General features: G+C 73.2%; 14 protein-coding genes. 3 read left to right on the top strand and 11 right to left on the bottom strand.

What is annotated here, in order from left to right:
* Nucleotides 1-49: 49 nt before the first annotated feature.
* The 8 genes from K330_RS19900 to K330_RS0107435 all read right to left on the bottom strand — a co-directional run bounded on the left by K330_RS19900 (nucleotide 50) and on the right by K330_RS0107435 (nucleotide 12,057).
* A complete protein-coding gene (locus K330_RS19900) occupies nucleotides 50-1,144 on the bottom strand; it encodes an IS1380 family transposase (RefSeq protein ID WP_202804507.1) in 1,095 nt (364 codons plus the stop codon).
* 670 nt (nucleotides 1,145-1,814) lie between these two features.
* Complete coding sequence (locus K330_RS22575; RefSeq protein ID WP_022921217.1) at nucleotides 1,815-3,929, bottom strand: cell wall-binding repeat-containing protein; 2,115 nt, start codon at nucleotides 3,927-3,929, stop codon at nucleotides 1,815-1,817.
* 154 nt (nucleotides 3,930-4,083) lie between these two features.
* A complete protein-coding gene (locus K330_RS0107460) occupies nucleotides 4,084-4,635 on the bottom strand; it encodes an NYN domain-containing protein (RefSeq protein ID WP_022921216.1) in 552 nt (183 codons plus the stop codon).
* Between the two features lie 36 nt (nucleotides 4,636-4,671).
* Nucleotides 4,672-5,853: an alpha/beta hydrolase gene (locus K330_RS0107455; RefSeq protein WP_022921215.1), complete on the bottom strand. Its 1,182-nt coding sequence runs from the start codon at nucleotides 5,851-5,853 to the stop codon at nucleotides 4,672-4,674.
* Entirely contained in the window at nucleotides 5,850-6,902 is a 1,053-nt protein-coding gene (locus K330_RS0107450; RefSeq protein WP_022921214.1) for a hypothetical protein, read from the bottom strand. Before K330_RS0107450 ends, K330_RS0107455 begins: the two co-directional genes overlap by 4 nt.
* Nucleotides 6,892-8,109, bottom strand: a complete 1,218-nt coding sequence (locus K330_RS0107445) for an ATP-grasp domain-containing protein (RefSeq protein WP_022921213.1) — start codon at nucleotides 8,107-8,109, stop codon at nucleotides 6,892-6,894. Before K330_RS0107445 ends, K330_RS0107450 begins: the two co-directional genes overlap by 11 nt.
* Nucleotides 8,110-8,181: 72 nt before the next feature.
* Entirely contained in the window at nucleotides 8,182-10,527 is a 2,346-nt protein-coding gene (locus tag K330_RS0107440; RefSeq protein WP_169448518.1) for an acyltransferase family protein, read from the bottom strand.
* 240 nt (nucleotides 10,528-10,767) lie between these two features.
* Nucleotides 10,768-12,057 (bottom strand): hypothetical protein, encoded by a 1,290-nt coding sequence (locus tag K330_RS0107435; RefSeq protein ID WP_022921211.1) that lies wholly within the window; start codon nucleotides 12,055-12,057, stop codon nucleotides 10,768-10,770.
* A gap of 158 nt (nucleotides 12,058-12,215) precedes the next feature.
* Here K330_RS0107435 and K330_RS0107430 point away from each other — a divergent pair, with 158 nt between their 5' ends.
* Nucleotides 12,216-12,734, top strand: coding sequence for a peptidylprolyl isomerase (locus K330_RS0107430; protein WP_022921210.1), 519 nt, complete (start codon nucleotides 12,216-12,218; stop codon nucleotides 12,732-12,734).
* Between the two features lie 10 nt (nucleotides 12,735-12,744).
* Complete coding sequence (locus tag K330_RS19890) at nucleotides 12,745-13,713, top strand: rhomboid family intramembrane serine protease (RefSeq protein WP_022921209.1); 969 nt, start codon at nucleotides 12,745-12,747, stop codon at nucleotides 13,711-13,713.
* Nucleotides 13,714-13,875: 162 nt separating this feature from the next.
* Here K330_RS19890 and K330_RS0107420 read toward each other — a convergent pair whose 3' ends face one another.
* A complete protein-coding gene (locus K330_RS0107420) occupies nucleotides 13,876-14,139 on the bottom strand; it encodes a cell division protein CrgA (RefSeq protein WP_022921208.1) in 264 nt (87 codons plus the stop codon).
* A 53-nt stretch (nucleotides 14,140-14,192) separates the two neighbouring features.
* Between K330_RS0107420 and K330_RS19885 the strand changes: the two genes are divergently transcribed.
* Nucleotides 14,193-14,993: a DUF881 domain-containing protein gene (locus K330_RS19885; RefSeq protein WP_022921207.1), complete on the top strand. Its 801-nt coding sequence runs from the start codon at nucleotides 14,193-14,195 to the stop codon at nucleotides 14,991-14,993.
* Nucleotides 14,994-15,005: 12 nt separating this feature from the next.
* Here the strand turns inward: K330_RS19885 and pknB are convergent, their stop codons facing one another.
* Both pknB and K330_RS0107405 read right to left on the bottom strand, forming a co-directional pair.
* A complete protein-coding gene (pknB, locus tag K330_RS19880) occupies nucleotides 15,006-17,090 on the bottom strand; it encodes a Stk1 family PASTA domain-containing Ser/Thr kinase (RefSeq protein WP_022921206.1) in 2,085 nt (694 codons plus the stop codon).
* On the bottom strand, nucleotides 17,087-18,544 hold the full coding sequence (locus tag K330_RS0107405) for a peptidoglycan D,D-transpeptidase FtsI family protein (protein ID WP_022921205.1): 1,458 nt from the start codon (nucleotides 18,542-18,544) through the stop codon (nucleotides 17,087-17,089). Before K330_RS0107405 ends, pknB begins: the two co-directional genes overlap by 4 nt.
* Nucleotide 18,545: the final 1 nt, after the last annotated feature.

The raw sequence follows: 18,545 nt of genomic DNA, 5'->3' as shown, positions 1-18,545 counted from the left end.
GCCGGTTGACCCCCATCGAGTACGAGACCATCATGACCACACCGGCCGCTCACGCAGCCTGACCCAACCTGTCACCTACCCGTGCAGCAGTCCCGACCTGCTCGACGATCGCGTGGTCGCGGTGGGAGGCCTCCGCGGCCAGCATCGTCAGGGGTGAGTCGGTGAATACGCCGTGGTGGCGGTAGGTCGCGAACAGCTCGTCCTGCCCGGCCGTGACCGCCTTGGGGTTGAGGCGTCTGACGCGGCGCACGATGAGCCGGGCGGTGACGTGCTCGGCCTTCTTGCGGGAGGTGAACGCGGTGTAGCTGGTCTGCGCGACCTGGGCGTCGGAGACCCACCGCTGCTCCTGCTCGTCCCAGATCGCGTCCGGGTACTTGATGGACACCCACGCGTCCTCGGGGATGCGGGAGATCGCCGCGGTCACGGCCGGGTCCATCCGGGCGGTCAGGGAGAACCGGGCCCCGGCCCGGCGGGTGGCGGCGACGACGTCGTGGTTGTAGTAGGCCGAGTCCGCGCGCACGGTCAGGGTGCCGGTCGCGCCGGCCCGCCGGGCGGTGGCCACGGCGTCGGCGATCAGCCGGGCCGCGCCGTGGTTCGAGGCGGCGTTGCCCTTGCGCAGCCTCGTGGCTGCGAGCACCGGTGCCGTCGTCGGGGTGGACAGGGTCGCGACCTGCACGTTCAGACCCTTGACGCCGGTGTAGCCGTACCCGGTGCCCTGCTTGGCGTACCCGTGGGTGGCGCGGATCGTGTCGTCGACATCGAGGTAGGCGACCTGGTCGGCACCGGCCAGCAGGCCCGGGACGATCCCGGTCAGGTTCACCAGCACCCGGGAGGCTACGGCGTCCAGCTGGCGGACGTGGCCGAAGGTGTAGGCACGCAGGTGGGTGCCCAGCGTGGTCGGGGCCCGGTGCCCGGCAAAGAGGCGGCCCATCCCGCCGTGGCGCACCACGTCCATGTCCTCGATCGAGTCGGCCCCGGCGATCATGCCCGCGACCAGCGATCCGATCTTGAGGTCGGCGTTGGCGCCGGCCGAGCCGGGCACGTTGACGTGCTCACCGACGAGGTCGGGCAGTCCGGCCTTCTCGGCCAGTCCCATGACCGGGACCAGACCTGCCGTGCCGATCAGATTCGGGTCGTCGAACACGGCGGAGATGTTGTGGCAGACTCGCACTATCGGGTGCTCCTGTTTTCTGGTCGATCGAACTGTCGCAAGTCCAATCGTCCCAGGTCACAGGGGCATTCGTCTGTCACGACCCGGCTCGGTCACCCATTACATCGGCGGATCGAGGCTGATAGTGACCATCTGATCTGCCTAGTCTCGGGCTGGGCTGGAAGGATGTCGACCGTGACCAAGCCCTATCCCCAGAGACGAGCTCGTCGAGGTCCCAGCACACCCTCGTCGACGGCTTCGGCTGCGCTGTCCTCCCGAAGATGGTCCTGACGAGTCAGCGCCTGGGGACATGCCGGACGTGGACGACCGGCTCGAAGCCAGCGGTTAGCCGACCGAGCGTTCGACCTCGCGCAGCGGCCCCCCAGTCACGCCTTGACGATTGGCGGTGGCAGCGAAGGCCAGATCCGTCCGCCCAAAGGGCTGAGTGACCCCGCCCACCGGTACCCCAGAAAAGTACTGCAGTGGGGTACGCAATCGGCGCGATCCAGGGTGCTCAGCAACGCTCTGAACTGCAGGAATGAGTCTTTGCGTACCCCACCCGTGGACTTTGCAAGCAGGGGGTTAGGGGTTCGAGTCCCCTCGCCTCCACCCATGACGAAGGCCCACCCGGTGATCCGGGTGGGCCTTCGTCATGCGGGTCAGGTCAGCACACGGCGTGACCGGCGGGCCACTCGAGCACGCCCGGGCCACCGGCCAGGCGGGACAGCGTGATCCCGAGCTCCTGGTAGGCGGCGTCGACCTCCGAGGGCCGGCACGAGGAGCGGGCGAGGACGACGGGGCCACCGTGCCGTGCGGCGAGCTGTGTGCCCACCATGGCGTCGACGGGGGCGTCGCCCGAGGCCACGACGGCGCTGCGGGCGCCGTCGAAGGCGTGCTGCGCCAGCTGCCCGCTGGTGGCGAAGCGGTTGGTCCCACCGACCCGCTCCACGGCGGCCTGCGGGAGCAGCGTGACGATCTGTTCCATGACGGCGGGGCTCAGGACCCCCTCGCCTCCCAGGACGACGACCCGGGAGGGGGCGAGGGCGAGCAGGGCCTTTCCGGTGGTGATGGGAAGGCGTCCGGACCGGGCGAGGAGCACGGTGCCGTCCTGCTCGGCCGCGGCCGCGGCGCCGCCCAGCGCGTCGATGAGCCCGACGCCGTCGGCGACGTAGACCGTGCCGCCGGGGCGCGGGTGCTGCGCCGCGAGCTGGGCGGCGGTGGCGTAGCGGTCCTCCCCCGTCACCCGGCGCACCGTGTAGCCGCGCGCCGTCAGGTCGTCGGCGATCGCCGGCGGGATGACGCCCTCACCACCCACCAGGGTGATGTCGCGTACGCCGAGGTGCTGCAGGGCCTGGAGGGTCTCCCGCGGCACGGCGGTGGGACGGGTCAGCAGCACGGCCGCACCGGTCGCGTCGGCGACCGCACCCACCCCCAGCGCGTCGGGCAGGGCGTGCCCCGAGACCAGGTATGCCGAGCGCGTCCCCTCCAGGAACGCCTCGCGCGCCAGGGCGGCGGACACGGCATACCGGTCCGCCCCGCCGATCCGCTGGACGGCGTCGGAGGACTCCCGCTGGTCGGTGACGACCCACGCCCGCAGGGTGTCCATGAGGGCGTACATGCTGTAGCCCGGGCACAGCGTCAGCCCGACGTCGCGGTGGGCGTGCACGACCGGCAGCGTGCGGGTCCAGCCCTCGTAGGCGTTGGTGTAGCGCACCGTCGTGCCCGCCGTGACCCCGTGGGTGTCCAGCGTCCAGGCGGTCAGCTCCGACAGCGCGTCGAGCTCGGTGCGCCAGACCTGCGCCGTCTCGTGGTTGCCGAGCACGGCGATGCCGGCCCAGTCACGGTTCATGCCGAAGGCGTGGGCGAGCTGGAGGTTCTCCTCCACACCGCCGGCCCGGCCCTCCCAGGTCCGCCCGTACTTGTCCACGAGCGCCGCGTAGCCGATGTCGCCCCACCCGAGGGTCTGCCCGTGGTAGTAGAAGATGCCCCGGATGATCGAGGGCACGTCGACGGCGGCGTAGTCGTTGATCCCCGCCGTGTGGTGGACCGTCACGCCGAGCTGGGGGGTGTCGTGCACCAGGTGGCGTGGCTTGGTCCCGCGCATCGACTCGTCGACGCCCCAGTCGGCGCGGGTGCCGATCGCGATCTCCTCGGTGGTGATCGGCAGCGCCTGCACGGAGGCGACGTCGGCGGAGGTGCGCTGGGTGGTCCACGCCTCCAGCGAGGCGTCGGTCGCCTCCCCCACGAGGCGCACCTGCACCTCGGCGGCACCCACCACCACGTCGCCGGTGGTCGCGCGCGGCGCCTCCTGGGTGCCGTCGACGGGTGCCCCCGAGGCACCCGTCGCGCTGCCCTGCGTGGCGGTCTCGACCTCGACGGTGAACGGCTCCGTGGGCACCACGTCGTCGAGCTCGGCCCAGTCGCCCCACTCGGCGCCGGGCTCGCGCACGCGCAGCTCGGCGGCCTCGGGCTGCGGGCCCTCCCAGCGCAGGCCCAGGACGTGCACGCCCTCGCCCAGGCTGAGGGTGGCCGTGCTGACCGGCTCCGCGGAGGCGGTCGCCGCCGCGTCGTCGGTGCCCGGCAGCTGGCGGGCGGACGAGGCTGCCAGGTCCTGCGCGAGCGGCACGCTGCGGTGGGCGGCCTGCGGGTCGGCGTCGTCCACGACCGGGGCGGCGGCCGCCCCGGAGACGGTGAGGGCGGCCGTGAGCAGCGTCACGGCCGGGAGGGTGAGGGCGGCCAGCAGGGGCCGGCGGGACGGGGGGTGGCTGGAAGTGCGCATCGGTCATCTCCGTCGGACGGCCCATCGGGACAGGAAGGGCCGGGGAAGGTATGGGACGAATGCACTGTAGTCACACCAGTCACACCGATGGCCACCCTTTCGGGTGAGTCGGAGTGTGCTGTCGCTCACCCCCGCGACACGGGGCAGCCCGTCCTCAGAGGAACTGGACCGGGTCGAACTCCTCGATCGGGATGATGCGCAGACGCGGCAGCGGGGCGTTGAAGGCGAGCGTGTCGTGCTCGAGGTCGTAGAACTGCATACCCCGGGCGACCAGGGCGGAGAAGCCGGAGTTGCGGAACTCCTCGAAGGCGATGAGCCCCACCCGCCGGCGGCCGTCGACCAGCGGCTCGACCGACTCCAGGAAGTCGCCGTCGTGGCTGACCAGCATCACGTCGTCGTCCCGCTCCAGCAGGGCGTCGAGGGTGCGCTGGATGGCGATGTCGACGACCTTCTCCTCCGCGGTGCCCGACAACGGCACGGGGGTGTAGCCCAGTGCCCGCAGCGCCTGGACGAAGGCCATCGGCAGCCCGCTGCTGGCGTTGAGGAAGAACAGGCCCTTGGCGGGCTGTCCCCAGGTCTCCTGGGTGAAGGTGAGCAGCCGGTCCCAGCGCGGGCGCTCGTCGGGGTGCGGGCGCCGGCCCAGGATCGAATTGCCGAGGGTCGCGTCGATGTTCTCGCCGTCGACCAGCAGGTATGACGTTGCCATGGTGGTGCTCCTAGTCAGATATTCGGGTGTATCGGATTATTCATAGACAAGCTTCTGCGGACCGGGGAAGATCCACGACAGGCCGTCCCGCAGCCGGTCCCGCCAGTTCTCCCACGAGTGCCCGTCGCGTGACTCGACGTAGCGCACCTGGGCGCCCGTGGACTCGAAGACCGGCACCATGGAGCGGTTGGGCACGATGAGCGGCTCGTAGATGCCGCAGTGCACGTACATCCGGTCGGCGATGCGCCGCGGCCTGGCCCGGTAGCGGTTCATGAACTTCACGACCGGGTCGAACGCCGGCCCTCCGCCGTGGTCGCTGCCGATGTCGGTGAAGACGAACGAGCCGGACTGCAGCAGCAGGTTGCCCCACGTGTCCGGGTGGCGGGCGGCCGTGGACAGCGAGGCGACGGCGCCGAAGCTGGCGCCCATCAGGCAGCGGGCCGCCGACCGGCGCACCACCGGCAGCTCCTCCTCGATGGCCGGCAGCAGCTCGCGGGCCAGGTGCCGCGCGTGCGGGGCGTAGTTGGGGTACTCGCGCAGCCGGTCGCCCGGGTTGGAGAAGACGACGATCGTCTCGGCCATGTCCAGGTCGTGGATGATGTTGTCCAGGACGGTCTTCATCGCCGCGTAGGTGATGTAGTCGTCGCCGTCGTGCACGACCAGCAGCGGGTAGGCGCTGCTGCGCCGGAAGCGCGCGGGCAGGTAGATCCGGTTGTGGACGGTGCGTCGCAGCGCCTTGGACTGCATCGTCCAGTCGACCAGCTCGCCGGGGCGGGCCTCGGGCCGGGGCTGCACCCAGTCCGGCGTCTCGTAGCCGGCCGCCTGCAGCACGCTGGAGGAGCCGACCGGCGAGTGCGCGACGAGGGGGTTGAGCGGGTCGTTGAAGGTCTCGACGGCACCGCCCGAGCGCACCTCGATCTGGTACTCCACCCGCGACTGGGCCGGCAGCTCGATGGTGACGTACCACAGGTCGGTGCCCTCGAGCCGGCGCATCGGCACGTGCTGGGGCTGGTTGACGATGCGGTGGCGCACCGCGACCGCGTCGACGTGGCCGCGGTAGAGGAAGGTGCACTTGGCGCCCTCCACGATCGGGACCTGGTGGCGCGCGAGGAACTCGTCGACCTTGGGCCCGTCCAGCGGGGCCGTGGCCTTGAGCGCGTTGATGGCCAGCTTGCCCTTGTGCCGGGGCGGGGCGGGGTATGACGTGGGCAGGCTCATGCGCTCTCCTCCTCCCGGGCGGACGCCTCCCCGTCCCGGGCCGGCGGTGCCGGCGGGGCGTAGGTCGTGACCGCACCGTCGGGGCCGAGGATCCGCGCCCCGGCCGGCAGGTGCCCGCCCGCGGTGAGCGTGACCTCGGCCTGCTCGTCGAGCAGGAGGGCGTGCGCCGGGGCGGCCCGGCGGACCAGGACCGACATCCGGTCGGGGTCGCGCATGGCCAGCCGCTCCTTGGGTGAGGGCAGAGCCACGATGCCCCGGGTCAGGCCCAGGCCGTTCATGAGCAGCTCGGAGACCGACGGGCTGGAGACCGCGTGGTCGTAGAAGAGCAGGACGCGCTCGGTCAGCACCATCGCCCCGGCCCCCCAGGCCAGCACCGGGCGCAGCAGCACCGGCGTGCCGTCTGCCCCCGCGTCCGTCACCGGAGGCGGCGCCGCCAGCGCCGGTGCCAGATTGAACAGGTGCAGCGCCCCCATGAGCACCCCGACGTGCCCGCCGGTGACGGCGATCGCCTCGCAGTCGGCGACCAGCCGGCCGACGTGGAAGCGCCCGTCGACCACCGCGTCGCGGTGCTGGGGCTCGTAGCGGGCGTAGAAGGAGTGGTTGAGGTCGGCGACGCGTTCGAGGTGGCGCGCGTCCATGCGGCGCATCACCTCCAGGACGTCCTCTACCGCCATGTCGACCACCCGCTCGTCGCGGGGGTTGTGCTCCCGGATCCGCCGGATGGCCACGACCGCCTGCTCCAGGCCGATCAGGTAGAGCTCCTGCATCTCGGTGTGGATCAGCCGCCGTCGGCGGTCGCCCTCGGCGAGCTCGGGGTCGCGCTCCCACACCCGTTGCATGAGGCTCCACAGCCCCAGGTTGACGGTGTTGCCGCCCAGCAGGTCGGTGAGCAGCTCGTCCTCGGACTCCCGGTCGCGCCAGCCGGCGGTGATGATCGCGAAGCGCCGCCCGCGCAGGCCCAGGCGCTCGGCCACCTTCGGGACCCGGGGCTCGCGCTGCGGCCCGAGGAGGGTGATGCGGGGGTCGGCGAACGGGTCGTCAGCCGGCATGGACCTGCACGGTGCGGCCGACGTCGTCGAGCATCTCCCGCAGGTGGTCGTAGTCCGGGTGCCGCATCCGGATCCACGCGTTGGCCATGAAGCCGGCCTCGACCGGCTGCGTGCCGGTGCCCTGGGGCGGGACGTGGGCGTCGATGATCCAGCGGCCGTAGCGGTTCTCGACGTCCTCCAGGCCGGAGTAGCCGGTGATCACCCCGTCGCGGTCCGGGCGCAGCGCGATGATCCCGGCGGAGTGGCTGCGGCTGGGATGCGAGGAGATGTGGCCGTGCACGATCGCCTCGGCCCAGGCGGCGTAGACGTCCATGTCGTTGGCCGCGCAGTAGAGGTCCCAGCAGCCCACGCCCGGGGGCCGGCAGCCGATCTCGCTGAACACCAGGCCCTTGGGGCCGTGGAAGAACTCCATGTGGGTGGCCGAGGTGCCGATGCCCAGCGCGGCGTTGACGCGGGCCCCCATCTCCCGCAGCTCGGCGTAGAGCGGGCCGGAGTCGATGCGGTTGGTCGCGACGAACTGGGGCGAGATCCAGCGGGTGCGCATCGCCTCCAGGACCCCCGGGTAGTAGTGGGAGGCGAAGTCGAGGACCGGCTGGCCGTCGATCGAGATCGTGTCGTAGAAGCCCTCGTGCCCCTCGATGAACTCCTCGACCGCGATCGAGCCGTGGCTGCCCAGGCCGGCCAGCGCGACGTCGAGCTCGGTGTCGTTGTCGACCCGGAAGGTGCCGGCGGCCCCTGCCGCGTCGCGCGGCTTGAGGATGAGCGGGTAGCCGACCTGGCGGGCGAAGCTGAGCACCTCGTCGGCCGTGTCGGCCCCCGTGGACCGGGCGACGGGCACGCCGGCCTGGCGCAGGGCGTCCTTCATGGACGGCTTGTCGCGACACAGCCACGTGGTCCGCACGGAGGTGCCCGGGATGCCCAGCGCCTCACGGACCTGCGCGGCGACCATCTGGTGGGACTCGATGGTCGACTCGAGCCGGTCCACCCAGACCATGCCCTGGACGCGGCGCACGGCGTCGGTCATCTGCTGCAGGTCGGTCACCGACCCCACCTGCTCGTAGTGGGTCATCCAGTCCCTGAGCTGGTGGTCGAGGTAGTCCAGGGGGGTCTCCCCGATGCCGATGACGTTGGCTCCCGCCTCGGCGAGCGCGCGCGGGAACTCGCGCTGGTTCCGGGGGAAGTGCGGCTCGACGAACACGATGTTCACGAGGTCGAGCCTGCCACAGAACGCCCCCGCCCACCTGTGCACGGGGACCTGGCGGGTATGGCGTGCACCCGCTCAGCGCCCGCGCCGCGCGAGCTCGTCGAAGGCGCGCGCGACGACCTCGGCATACACGTGCATCCCGTCCATGTCGGGGTGCACCTTGTCCGCCTGCAGCACCTGCGGCTGCTCGCTGATCGTGCCGTGCCAGTCCCCGACCACGGCGTTGGGGTGCTCGGCGACGACCGCCTCGATCGTCGCGTTGGAGCCGGCCGTGAAGCTGGCGTTGACGAAGAGGTTCATCACCACCACGTTGCGCTCGGGCCCGAACGCCTCGAGGGCGGCGCGCAGGCCCTGCTCGTCCACGCCGGCGTTGGTGCCCAGGTGCAGCACGACGTTGTCGCGCACGGCGCCCTCCGCCAGGGCCTGCTCGAGGACGGCGGGGGCGTCGCGCCACTGCCGGTTGGACTGCGCGACGTAGCCGATGCCCGGGAAGCGGTGGGTGAGGCCGTCCGCGCTCGTCACGACCAGCGAGTCGCCGAAGGCGGTGATCGTCTCGCCGGAGGGCACCAGCAGCCCGTCGACGTCGGGGGAGAAGGCCGAGCCGTTGACCTCGACCGCGTCAGCAGGAGCAGGTGCCGCCGGCTCCTCGGCATCGGCACCCTCCTCGGTCGGCCGGGCGTCGTCGGCTGCCGTGTCCTCGGACCCCTGCTCGGACCCTGCCTCGCCCCCCTCGGCGTCCACCTGGCCCAGCCCGAGGCCGGCGCCCGCCGCCCGGGACCCCTCCTCGGCGGCCGCCGCGTCGCCGGGCGCCTGTCCGAGCTCGGCCCCCGACCCGATGCCGTCGGTGCCGGCCTCCACGGCGGAGCCGGCACCCGAGGCGGCGGAGGTGCCGTTGAGGCGCGACTCGGTGTCCTCGATCTGCTGCTGGGTGCTCGACTTCTCCGGCGCGGTGGCCACCGCGACCCCGGTGAGCACGAGCATGAGGGCGACGACGGAGGCGACGACGCGGGGCGTGCGGCTCACCTGCCACGGGGTGCGCAGCCACCGCCCGAGGGACCGGACCGAGGCCCGCAGCCCGTGGCGGCGCACCGGCCGCTCGACCACCCGCAGCGAGAGCTCGGAGAGCAGCAGCGTGGTCACCAGGGCCGAGCCGAGCACGACCCAGCCGCGGGTCGTCCCGACCGCGTAGGGCACGAGGGCACCGGCCAGGATGAGGACCGGCCAGTGCCACAGGTAGATGCCGTAGGAGCGCTCGCCGAGCCAGCGCAGGGGGGCGAGCTGCATGGCCGTGCGCCACGGGCCCGGTGACTCCAGCAGCCCGGCGACGAGCACGACGGTGGCCAGCGACGCGAGCAGGATGCCGCCCCGGAAGGTCAGCGGCGACGACTCGTCCATCCAGCGCATGAGCGCCCCGAGGACCAGCAGCGAGCCGAGGACGGCCGCCCAGCGCCAGCGACGCCATACCGCGCTGCGCAGGCCGGCCCGGTGCGTCGGGTCCGCCCAGGCCAGCGCGAGGACGGCACCGGCCATCAGCCCCATGAGGTGGGTGTCGGTGCCGTAGTAGACGCGCGTGGCGTCGGTGCCGGGCGTGTGCAGGACCGCCATCGCCACGGCCGACGCCAGCCCGATGCCGCCCACCGCGTAGAGGCGCTGCCGCGTCGTGCGGGTCAGCGCCAGCGCCACGACCAGGGTCAGCGGCCAGAGCAGGTAGAACTGCTCCTCGACGGCCAGGGACCAGAAGTTGATGAAGAGGATCGGGGAGGTGGTGTGGAAGTAGCTGGCACCCGCCGCGATCTCGAGCCAGTTGGTGGTGAAGGTCAGCGCCCCGAGCGTCTGCCGGCCGATGCCCACGAGCAGGTCGCCACCGACGAGCCGCGCCGCGGTGACGCTGACGAGGACGACCACGGCCAGCGCGGGCAGCAGCCGTCGGGCGCGCCGCTTCCAGAAGCCGGGCAGGTCGACGCGGCCCCGCTGCGCCAGCTCGCGCAGAAGCAGCGTGGTGATGAGGAACCCCGAGACCACGAAGAAGACGTCGACGCCGAGGTAGCCACCGGGCAGGGCGGCGGGCACGAAGTGGAAGACCAGCACCGAGACGATCGCGATGGCCCGCAGACCGTCGAGGCCGGGGATGTGGCCCGGGCGGGGGTCGATCCCCTCGGGACCGCGGCCGCCGCGCCGGGGCCGCCTCCTGCCGGGCTGGCCGGCAGCAGCGGGTGCCGTGACGTCGACGGCTCCGCCGCGGGCGACGGCGGGCCGGTAGGTGCGGCTGCGTGCGGAGCGGTCGGGGTCGACCAGCGCGCGCTCCCCACGTCGGGCGGTGGCGGTGCGGGCGCGCGGTGCCGGGACGGGGTCGAGCACGTCCTGCCACGCCGCGTCGAGCGGGGCGCCGGTCCCGGGGCTCGGCTCGTTCGTGGGCTGCACCGACACAGGCGACCTCCTCCTGTGACCGCGCGTGGAGGACCTGCGTCGGACTCGCAGGGCTCGCGCACGCCGACGGTCGCCCTCAGCGTAGGGTCGCACCCCGCCGTCGACGCCCCGCTGTCGCGGTGTGTCGCCAGATGACCCTGTGCCGGATGTGACGGGAGGGGTTAGGGCGAGGCCGTCCGGGGAACGCCGACGGGCGCCATCCCCGGAGGGAGGACGCCCGTCGACGGTGCTGCGTCAGGCGCGCGGCGTGCCCGCGTCGCCGTCCTCGCCCGCTTCGCGGATCTCCTCGGTGGGGGACTCCCCCGGGGTCTGCTCCTCGGTGGTGCTCGGGGTCTCGGCGGCCAGGGCGTCGATCTCCTCCGACTCCAGCATGTGCGGCCCGTCGGTGGAGGAGGTAGCCGCACCGGTCGTCCCGGTGTCGGTCACCGCGGTCCCGGCGGCGGTGGTGCCGGCAGTGGTGCCCGTGGTCGCGGGGGCGGTGGGAGTGGCAGGGGCCGCCGAGGTGGCGGTCGTCGCCTCCGCCAGCGGGTCCGCGGCGCTCGTGGGCGTGCGGCTGGCCCACGGGTCGGCCCCGCCGGCCTTGCTGGCCCACGGGTCGGTCGCGCCCTCGCGCTGCTGCTGGTTGAGGTACCAGGCGATGCCGGCACCGGCCGCGGCGAGCACGCCGAGGGTGATCAGCACGCCGCCCTTGCGCCGGCGCTTCTTCAGCGTGCCGGTCAGCGCGGCCACGACGCCCTCGTCCTGGGTGAGGAGACGGTCCTTGCCGTGCTGCACGTCGCCGAGCATCTCCTGGATCTTCGGCAGCAGCTCGTTGTTGATGACGTCGCGCAGGTGGTCGACACGGGGCCCCATCGCCGCGACGCCCTCCTGGGCGCGCGGGACGGCCGAGTCGATCCCGTGGTCCATGCCCAGCAGGGCCCGGGTGCGGGTCTCGTCGGCCTTCTCCCGGGCGGCGGCGGCCAGGGCCGCGACGAGCGCCGCGCTGGCGCCGGCCTTCTCCTTGGCCGAGCCGGCCAGCGGTGCCGAGCGCTCCGCGGCGGCCTCCCGCACATGGGCCGCCTGGGCGCGCGCCTTGTCGGTCAGGTCGGCCGAGGACACCTTGTGCGCCAGCTGCGACCCGGCGACCTTGGCGGTGCCGGCGGCCGTCGCGGCGGCCCCCGCCACCGTGTGCCCGGCGGTGCCCGCCAGCGCGGCGAGGGTGCCCCCGGCGGCGTCGGCGCGCTTGTCGGCGACCGCGCGCCCGTGCTCGGCAGCCTTGCGGCTGTGCCCCGCGGCCTTCGAGGCGGCCTTGGACGCCGCCTCCCTGTCCTTGCGGGCTGCCTGCACGGCCTTCGCACGCGCCTTCTTCGCGTGCTTCTTGCCCTTGCGGTCGTCGGCGGGTGCGGTCACCTCGGCCAGGGTCGCGAGGACCGCCGCACCCAGGTTGCGCGCCCCCAGCGCGGCGTTGCTGCCGGCCTCCCCGGCGTCGTGGCGGGCCTTGGCCGCCTGGGCGGTCGCTCGATCGGCTTCGGTCTTGAAGAACACGTCAGGCTCCTCCTTGTAGTGGTCTGCTCCCCATCCTGCCCTGTCCCGCCGGTCGTCTCTACCGGGGGGCGCGGGCACCGCACACCCGGGGTATGCCGTGCGCCCGCCCTGCCCCGGGCGGACCCGGCCGTGCGCGGGCCCGTGCGAGACTGTGCCGCATGAACGTGACGCTTCACACCAACCACGGCGACATCCACCTCGAGCTCTTCGAGCACGCCGCGCCCAAGACCGTCGACAACTTCGTCGGCCTCGCCACGGGTGAGAAGGAGTACCGCGACAACGCCGGGCGGACCAACCCCCAGCCGTTCTTCGACGGGCTGACCTTCCACCGCATCATCCCCGGGTTCATGATCCAGGGCGGCTGCCCGCTCGGTGAGGGCGTCGGCGGCCCCGGCTACACCTTCGACGACGAGATCAGCCCCGACCACACCTTCAACCAGCCCTACATGCTCGCCATGGCCAACGCCGGCAAGCGCATGGGCAAGGGCACCAACGGCTCGCAGTTCTTCATCACCGTCGACTCCACGACCTGGCTGCAGGGCAAGCACACGATCTTCGGCGAGGTGTCCGACCAGGCCTCCCGCGACGTGGTCGACGCCATCGCGGCGGTCAAGACCGGCGCCAACGACAAGCCCGTCGAGCCGGTCGTCATCGAGCGCGTCTCCGTCGAGCGCTGACCCGGCACCCGTGAGCGCGACCCCACCCGGGCCGCCCGGGGGCGGGCCCGGCGGCCCGGGCGACCCGGGTCGCCCGGGCGGTGGCGCCGACCCGTCCGCCCCCTCCGCCGCCCAGCCCCCCACCTGCCCGCGCCATCCCGACCGGGTGTCCTACGTCCGGTGCCAGCGGTGCGGCCGCCCGACGTGCCCGGACTGCCAGCGGCCGGCCGCCGTCGGCATCCAGTGCGTCGACTGCGTCAAGGAGGGCTCACGGACCGCGCCGACCCCGCGGACCCGCTTCGGCGCGCCGGCGACGGCGGGCACGCCCTACGTCACGTGGACGCTCGTCGGCCTGTGCGTGCTGGTCTACCTCGGCCAGCGCGTCGTCCCGGGGCTGACCCGCGACCTGGCGTTCGTCGGGGTCCTGGCGGGCAGCGAGCCCTGGCGGTTCCTCACCTCGGCCTTCGTGCACTCACCGGTGAGCCTGCTGCACATCCTGTTCAACATGTACATCCTGTGGGCCTTCGGCCCGGTGCTCGAGCGCACGCTGGGGCCGGCCAAGTTCCTGACCGTCTACCTGCTGTGCGCGGTCGGGGGCTCGGTGGGGGTGCTGCTGCTGGCAGGCCTCGAGCCCGGCTGGTTCGTGCCGGTGGTCGGGGCGTCCGGGGCCATCTTCGGCCTGCTGTTCCTCTACGTCGTGCTGCTCCTGCGCCAGGGACAGGTGCCCACCAGCCTGCTGGTCATGATCGGGATCAACCTGGCGCTGCCGTTCTTCGTCGGCGGCATCGCCTGGCAGGCCCACCTGGGCGGGGCCGTCACCGGCGCCGCCGTCGGAGGGCTGCTCCTGCTCACGAGCACGCCGGGGCGCTCGGCCGAGGCGGTGCGCCGCCGCCGTCTCATCTGGCCGGCGCTGGCCGCCACCGGCGTCCTGCTGGCCGCCCTGGCGGTAGGGCGCATCCTGCAGGTGCTCGGTCCCACGGCGCTGGGTCTCGGCGTCTGACGACCCCGGCGCCCGCCCCACATCGATCAGCCCCTGCCGGGACACCGGCGGGGGCTGATCTGCGACCGGGGCGCGGCAACCTCCACCGGTTGTCCACAGAAACGAGTTACATCGGTGTGATTTGTCCCCAGCCTGGGGACAGGGTGTGGATAACTCCGAGGGTCAGCGCCACCGGGTGGCCATCACGAAGCCGGCCATGATCAGGCCCATCCCGATGGCGAGGTTCCAGTAGCGCAGCGCCTCGACGGGCCACTGGCCGGAGGTGATGTAGAAGGTTGCGACCCACAGGACGCCGACGATCATCAGCGTGCACATCACGGGGACGAACCAGGACGGGTTCGAGGGCAGCTTCTGGGTCTGGGGGGCGAGCTCGCTGGCGCGCTGGGCGCGCTTCTTGGCACCCTCGCGTCCGCGTGATTCGGGCACGGCTGTCTCCTTCGCAGTCGGTGCGGTCAGGATACGCGGATACCCTTGCGCCCATGTCCTCCGCACCCGAGACCGGTCGCGCCTCCGGCGCCTCCGGCTGGCGCGCCCGCAAGGGCGTCGTGGGGGTCACGGCCGTCAGCCTGCTGGCCGGCCTGCTCTTCGGCACGAGCGCGTCGCTGGCCAGCGACCGCCCGATCGGGGGCGGCGCGACGGACCTGGTCGGGCTGATCACCGCCCGTGACGACCAGGTGCGCGAGCTCAGCGAGCAGGCCGAGGAGCTGCGGGCAGAGGTCTCCACGCTGCAGGAGGCGGTGGACACCAGCGAGACGCGCCGGCTCGCCCGACGCGCCGACGCGGTGGCGCCCGCGGTGGGCCTGGCCCCGGTGACCGGGGCGGCCGTGCAGGTGACCCTCGACGACGCGGGCTACAGCCTCGACACGCTGCCGGAGGGCTACTCCGTCGACGACGTGGTGGTGCACCAGCAGGACCTGCAGGGCGTCGTCAACGCGCTGTGGGCCGGTGGCGCCGAGGCGATCATGGTCCAGGACCAGCGCATCGTCTCCACCAGCGCCGTCCAGTGCGTGGGCAGCACCCTCTTCCTCCAGGGACGGGTCTACTCCCCTCCCTACACCGTCACGGCCATCGGCGACCCCGCCGCGCTGCGCGCCGCGCTCGAGGCGGACCCGGTCGTGAGCACCTACCGGCAGTGGGCCCGCGCCATCGGCCTGGGGTATGTCGTGCAGGACGTCGGTCAGGTGGAGATGCCGGCGTTCACCGGCGTGTTCCGCCCGAGCTACGCGCGCGTCGCGGACGACGTCGTCCCGGGCACCGTCTCGCTGCCCGACTCCGGCTGACCTCTCGGTCCCTCAGCCGTTCCCCGGAGGGTCCTCCGGCGGGCCGCGCCGGTCGCTGGGCTCCGCCGGGTCGGTCCCGGTCGGTGTCGGCTCGTCGGTCGGGGTGGGCTCGGAGGTGGTGGGCGCGGGGTCGCTCGGCGGTGGCGTCGGTGAGGGGGCCGGCGCCGGCGGCGGCTGCACGGTGACCGTCTCGGTCGCCGTCTCGACGACGACCGGCTCGGCCGCCACGACGAGGGCGATCTCCTCGCCGACCGCGACGCGCTGCCCGGGCTCGACCGACTGCGTCAGCACCGTGCCCGGGTCGGCAGCGGCCGTGCGCTCCTCGGTGATGGTCCACTCCAGCCCTGCCTCGTTGAGCAGGACCACCGCGGCGTTCTGGTTCTGCCCGACGAGCTCGGGCATGTCCACCTCGCCGCTGGCGATGCTCAGCACGATCTCGCGGTCGGGCTCGACCTCCTCGCCCGCACCGGGGTCGGTGCTGACGACGTGGCCGCGCTCGACGTCCGGGTCGTCCACCTCCTCGGCGTCGTCGCGCACGTTGGTGAAGCCCTCCCGCTCCAGCAGGTCACGGGCGGCCTGCTCCTCCATGCCCGCCACGTCGGGGATCTCCCTGGCCTCGGGCCCGGCGGAGACGACGAGGCTGACCGTGCCCCCCTCCTCGAGCTCACCTGCCGGCGGGTCCTGCTCGATGACCTGCCCCAGCGGCTGGTCGCTGTTGCGCTCGGTCGCCTCGGGCACGGTGAAGCCCAGCGTGGTCAGCTCGGTCCGCGCCTGCGGCTCGGTCATGCCCACCGTGTTGGGGACGGTGACCATCACCGGCTCGTCCGCACCGCCGGGCCCCAGGACCTGGAAGAGGACCCAGGCCACGCCGGCCACGGCCAGCAGCGAGAGCGCGCCGAGCAGCAGGGCCGCCCCGCGGTGCCGCCGCTCGCGCACCGGCATCTCGTCGGTGCGCTCCCAGCTGTCCTCCTCCTGCGGGTATCCCGGGCCGTCGTCGTCGAAGGGGAGCGGGTCGCGCCGGCCGGAGGCCGCGTAGGCACCCGCAGCACCGGCCGCGGCGGGGCCGGCACCCCCTGCCCCCGCGCGGGGGACCGCCTGGGTCCGCTCGTCGGTGCCCCGCGACCTGGCGATCGCGGCGGCACCCGCCCCGGCCACGCCGAGCACCGCGTTGTAGCTCGCCAGCGCCCCGGCCGAGACCGGCTCGTCGGCGCGTGCGGCGTTGAGGTCGGCGCGGAAGTCGGCGGCCGACTGGTAGCGCTCGTCGCGGTTCTTCTCCAGCGCGTGCAGGGTGATCGCGTCCAGGGCCTGCGGCAGGTGCGACTGGTGGGTCGACGGCGCCTTCGGGGTCTCCCCCAGGTGCTGGTAGACGAGGGAGACCGGGTCGCCCTGGAACGGGGTCCGGCCGGCGAGCAGCTCGTAGAGCAGGCAGCCGACCGAGTAGAGGTCGGAGCGGCCGTCGACGTCCAGGCCCTGGGCCTGCTCGGGCGAGAGGTAGCGCGCGGTGCCCATGACCGCCTGCGTCTGGGTCATGGTGGCGGCGGTGTCCGCCAGGGCCCGGGCGATGCCGAAGTCCATCACCTTCACACCACCGGAGGGGGTGACCATGACGTTGGCGGGCTTGATGTCGCGGTGGACCAGGCCCCGTTCGTGCGCGTACTCCAGCGCCGAGAGCACCGCCGCGGTGATCCGGGCGGCCTCGTCGGGCAGGAGCTGGCGCTGCTCGTTGAGCAGCTCGCGCAGGGTCTTGCCCTCGACATACTCCATGACGATGTAGGGCACGTGCAGCGGCGCACCGCCGGGCTCGCGCATGAGCTCCTCGCCGGAGTCGAAGACCCCGACGATCGAGGGGTGGTTGAGACCGGCCGCGGCCTGGGCCTCCCGGCGGAAGCGGGCCAGGAAGGAGGAGTCGCGGGCGAGGTCGGTGCGCAGGATCTTGATCGCGACCGCCCGCCCGAGGCGCAGGTCGTGGCCGGCGTGCACGTCGGCCATCCCGCCACGGCCCACGAGCTCACCGACCTCGTAGCGGCCGCCGAGCACGCGTGGCTCCTCCGCACCCGGGGTGGCCGCGGGGTTGGCCTGGGTCGGGTCGTCGGTCATGGTTGCACTCCTGCCTCGAGCATGGCCCGGGCGACCGGCGCGGCCACCAGGCCGCCGGTCTCACCCGTCCAGTTGTCGGTCGCGGACTCCACGATCACCGCGACCGCGATCCGGGGGTCGTCCGCGGGGGCGAACCCGGTGAACCAGGCGTGCGCGCCCCCGCTGGCGCCGTACTCCGCGGTCCCCGTCTTGCCGGCGACGTCCACCCCCGGGAGCTGGGCACCCGTCCCGGACCCGGACTCGACCACCGAGACCATCATGTCCGTCAGCGTGTCGGCGGTCTCCGCCGACACGCTGCGCGACATCGTGCGCGGGTCGGTGTCCTCGATCACCTCGAGGTCGCGGTTGCGCACGGCCTCCACCAGGTATGGCGTCATCAGCTCGCCGTCGTTGGCGATCGCCGCGGAGACCATCGCCACCTGCAGCGGGGTGACCCGGACCTCGTGCTGGCCGATGCCGGTGAGCGCTACCTGGGCGTCGTCGGGGTCCTCGGGGTAGGAGGAGGGGGTGACGGTCATCGGCACCTCGAGCTGCTGGCCGAAGCCGAACCGCTCGGACTGCTCGCGCAGCGCGTCGGCGCCCAGCTGGTCGGCCAGCCACGCGAAGGAGGTGTTGCACGAGACCTGCACCGAGCGCGCCAGGGTGGGCCGGCCCTCGGGGTCGCAGGCGGCGCCGCCGAAGTTGGGCAGGCTGGTCTCCGTGCCGGGCAGGGTGTAGGTCAGGCCGCCCTCGAGCTCGGTGTCGGCGTCGTAGTCGCCGCTCTCCAGCGCCGCGGCCGCCACGACCAGCTTGTAGGTGGACCCGGGCGGGTAGAGGTCACCGGCGATGGCCCGGTTGACCAGCGGCTGCTCAGGGTCCTGCGTCAGCCGGGCGTAGGCATCGTCGACGGCCGACAGCTGGTGGCTGGAGAGGGCGTTGGGGTCGAAGCTCGGCCGGCTGACCATCGCCAGGATCGCGCCGGTCCGGGGGTCGATGGCGACCGCGGCCCCCCGCCGGTCGCCGAGCGCGTCCGCGGCGGCCGCCTGCACCTCCGGGTCGATGGTGAGCTCGAGGCTGGCGCCCTGGGGCGGCCGCCCGGTGACGACGTCGACGAGCCGCTGGTAGAAGAGGCTGTCGTCGGTGCCGGCCAGCACCGCGTTGCGCGCCCGCTCGAGCCCGAGACCGGCGCCGTAGGTGAAAGACCAGTAGCCGGTGACGTGGGCGTAGCGGGTGGCCTGGTCGTAGCGGCGCACCCACTCCAGGTCGGTGTCGGTGCGCTCGGACCGGGCTATCGCCGTGCCGTCGACGAGGATGGCGCCGCGCTCGCGGCTGTAGGCGTCGATGAGGGTGCGCCGGTTGCCGGGCCGCTCGCGCAGGTCGTCGGCGGAGACGAACTGGATCCACGTGGTCGCCAGCAGCAGCGAGGTGAACATCGCGATGACCACGTAGGCCAGCCGACGGATGGGGGTGTTCATG

It is taken from the genome of Ornithinimicrobium pekingense DSM 21552, assembly GCF_000421185.1.
Taxonomy (GTDB): Bacteria; Actinomycetota; Actinomycetes; order Actinomycetales; family Dermatophilaceae; genus Ornithinicoccus; species Ornithinicoccus pekingensis.
Note: the sequence above shows the minus strand (reverse complement) of the source record. Positions and strands in the feature narration are given on the sequence as shown.

Coding starts and splice junctions, on each gene's coding strand:
- K330_RS22575 (WP_022921217.1), bottom strand. CDS start 3,929: ATGCGCACTTCCAGCCACCCCCCGTCCCGCCGGCCCCTGCTGGCCGCC.
- K330_RS0107460 (WP_022921216.1), bottom strand. CDS start 4,635: ATGGCAACGTCATACCTGCTGGTCGACGGCGAGAACATCGACGCGACC.
- K330_RS0107455 (WP_022921215.1), bottom strand. CDS start 5,853: ATGAGCCTGCCCACGTCATACCCCGCCCCGCCCCGGCACAAGGGCAAG.
- K330_RS0107450 (WP_022921214.1), bottom strand. CDS start 6,902: ATGCCGGCTGACGACCCGTTCGCCGACCCCCGCATCACCCTCCTCGGG.
- K330_RS0107430 (WP_022921210.1), top strand. CDS start 12,216: ATGAACGTGACGCTTCACACCAACCACGGCGACATCCACCTCGAGCTC.
- K330_RS19885 (WP_022921207.1), top strand. CDS start 14,193: ATGTCCTCCGCACCCGAGACCGGTCGCGCCTCCGGCGCCTCCGGCTGG.
- pknB (WP_022921206.1), bottom strand. CDS start 17,090: ATGACCGACGACCCGACCCAGGCCAACCCCGCGGCCACCCCGGGTGCG.
- K330_RS0107405 (WP_022921205.1), bottom strand. CDS start 18,544: ATGAACACCCCCATCCGTCGGCTGGCCTACGTGGTCATCGCGATGTTC.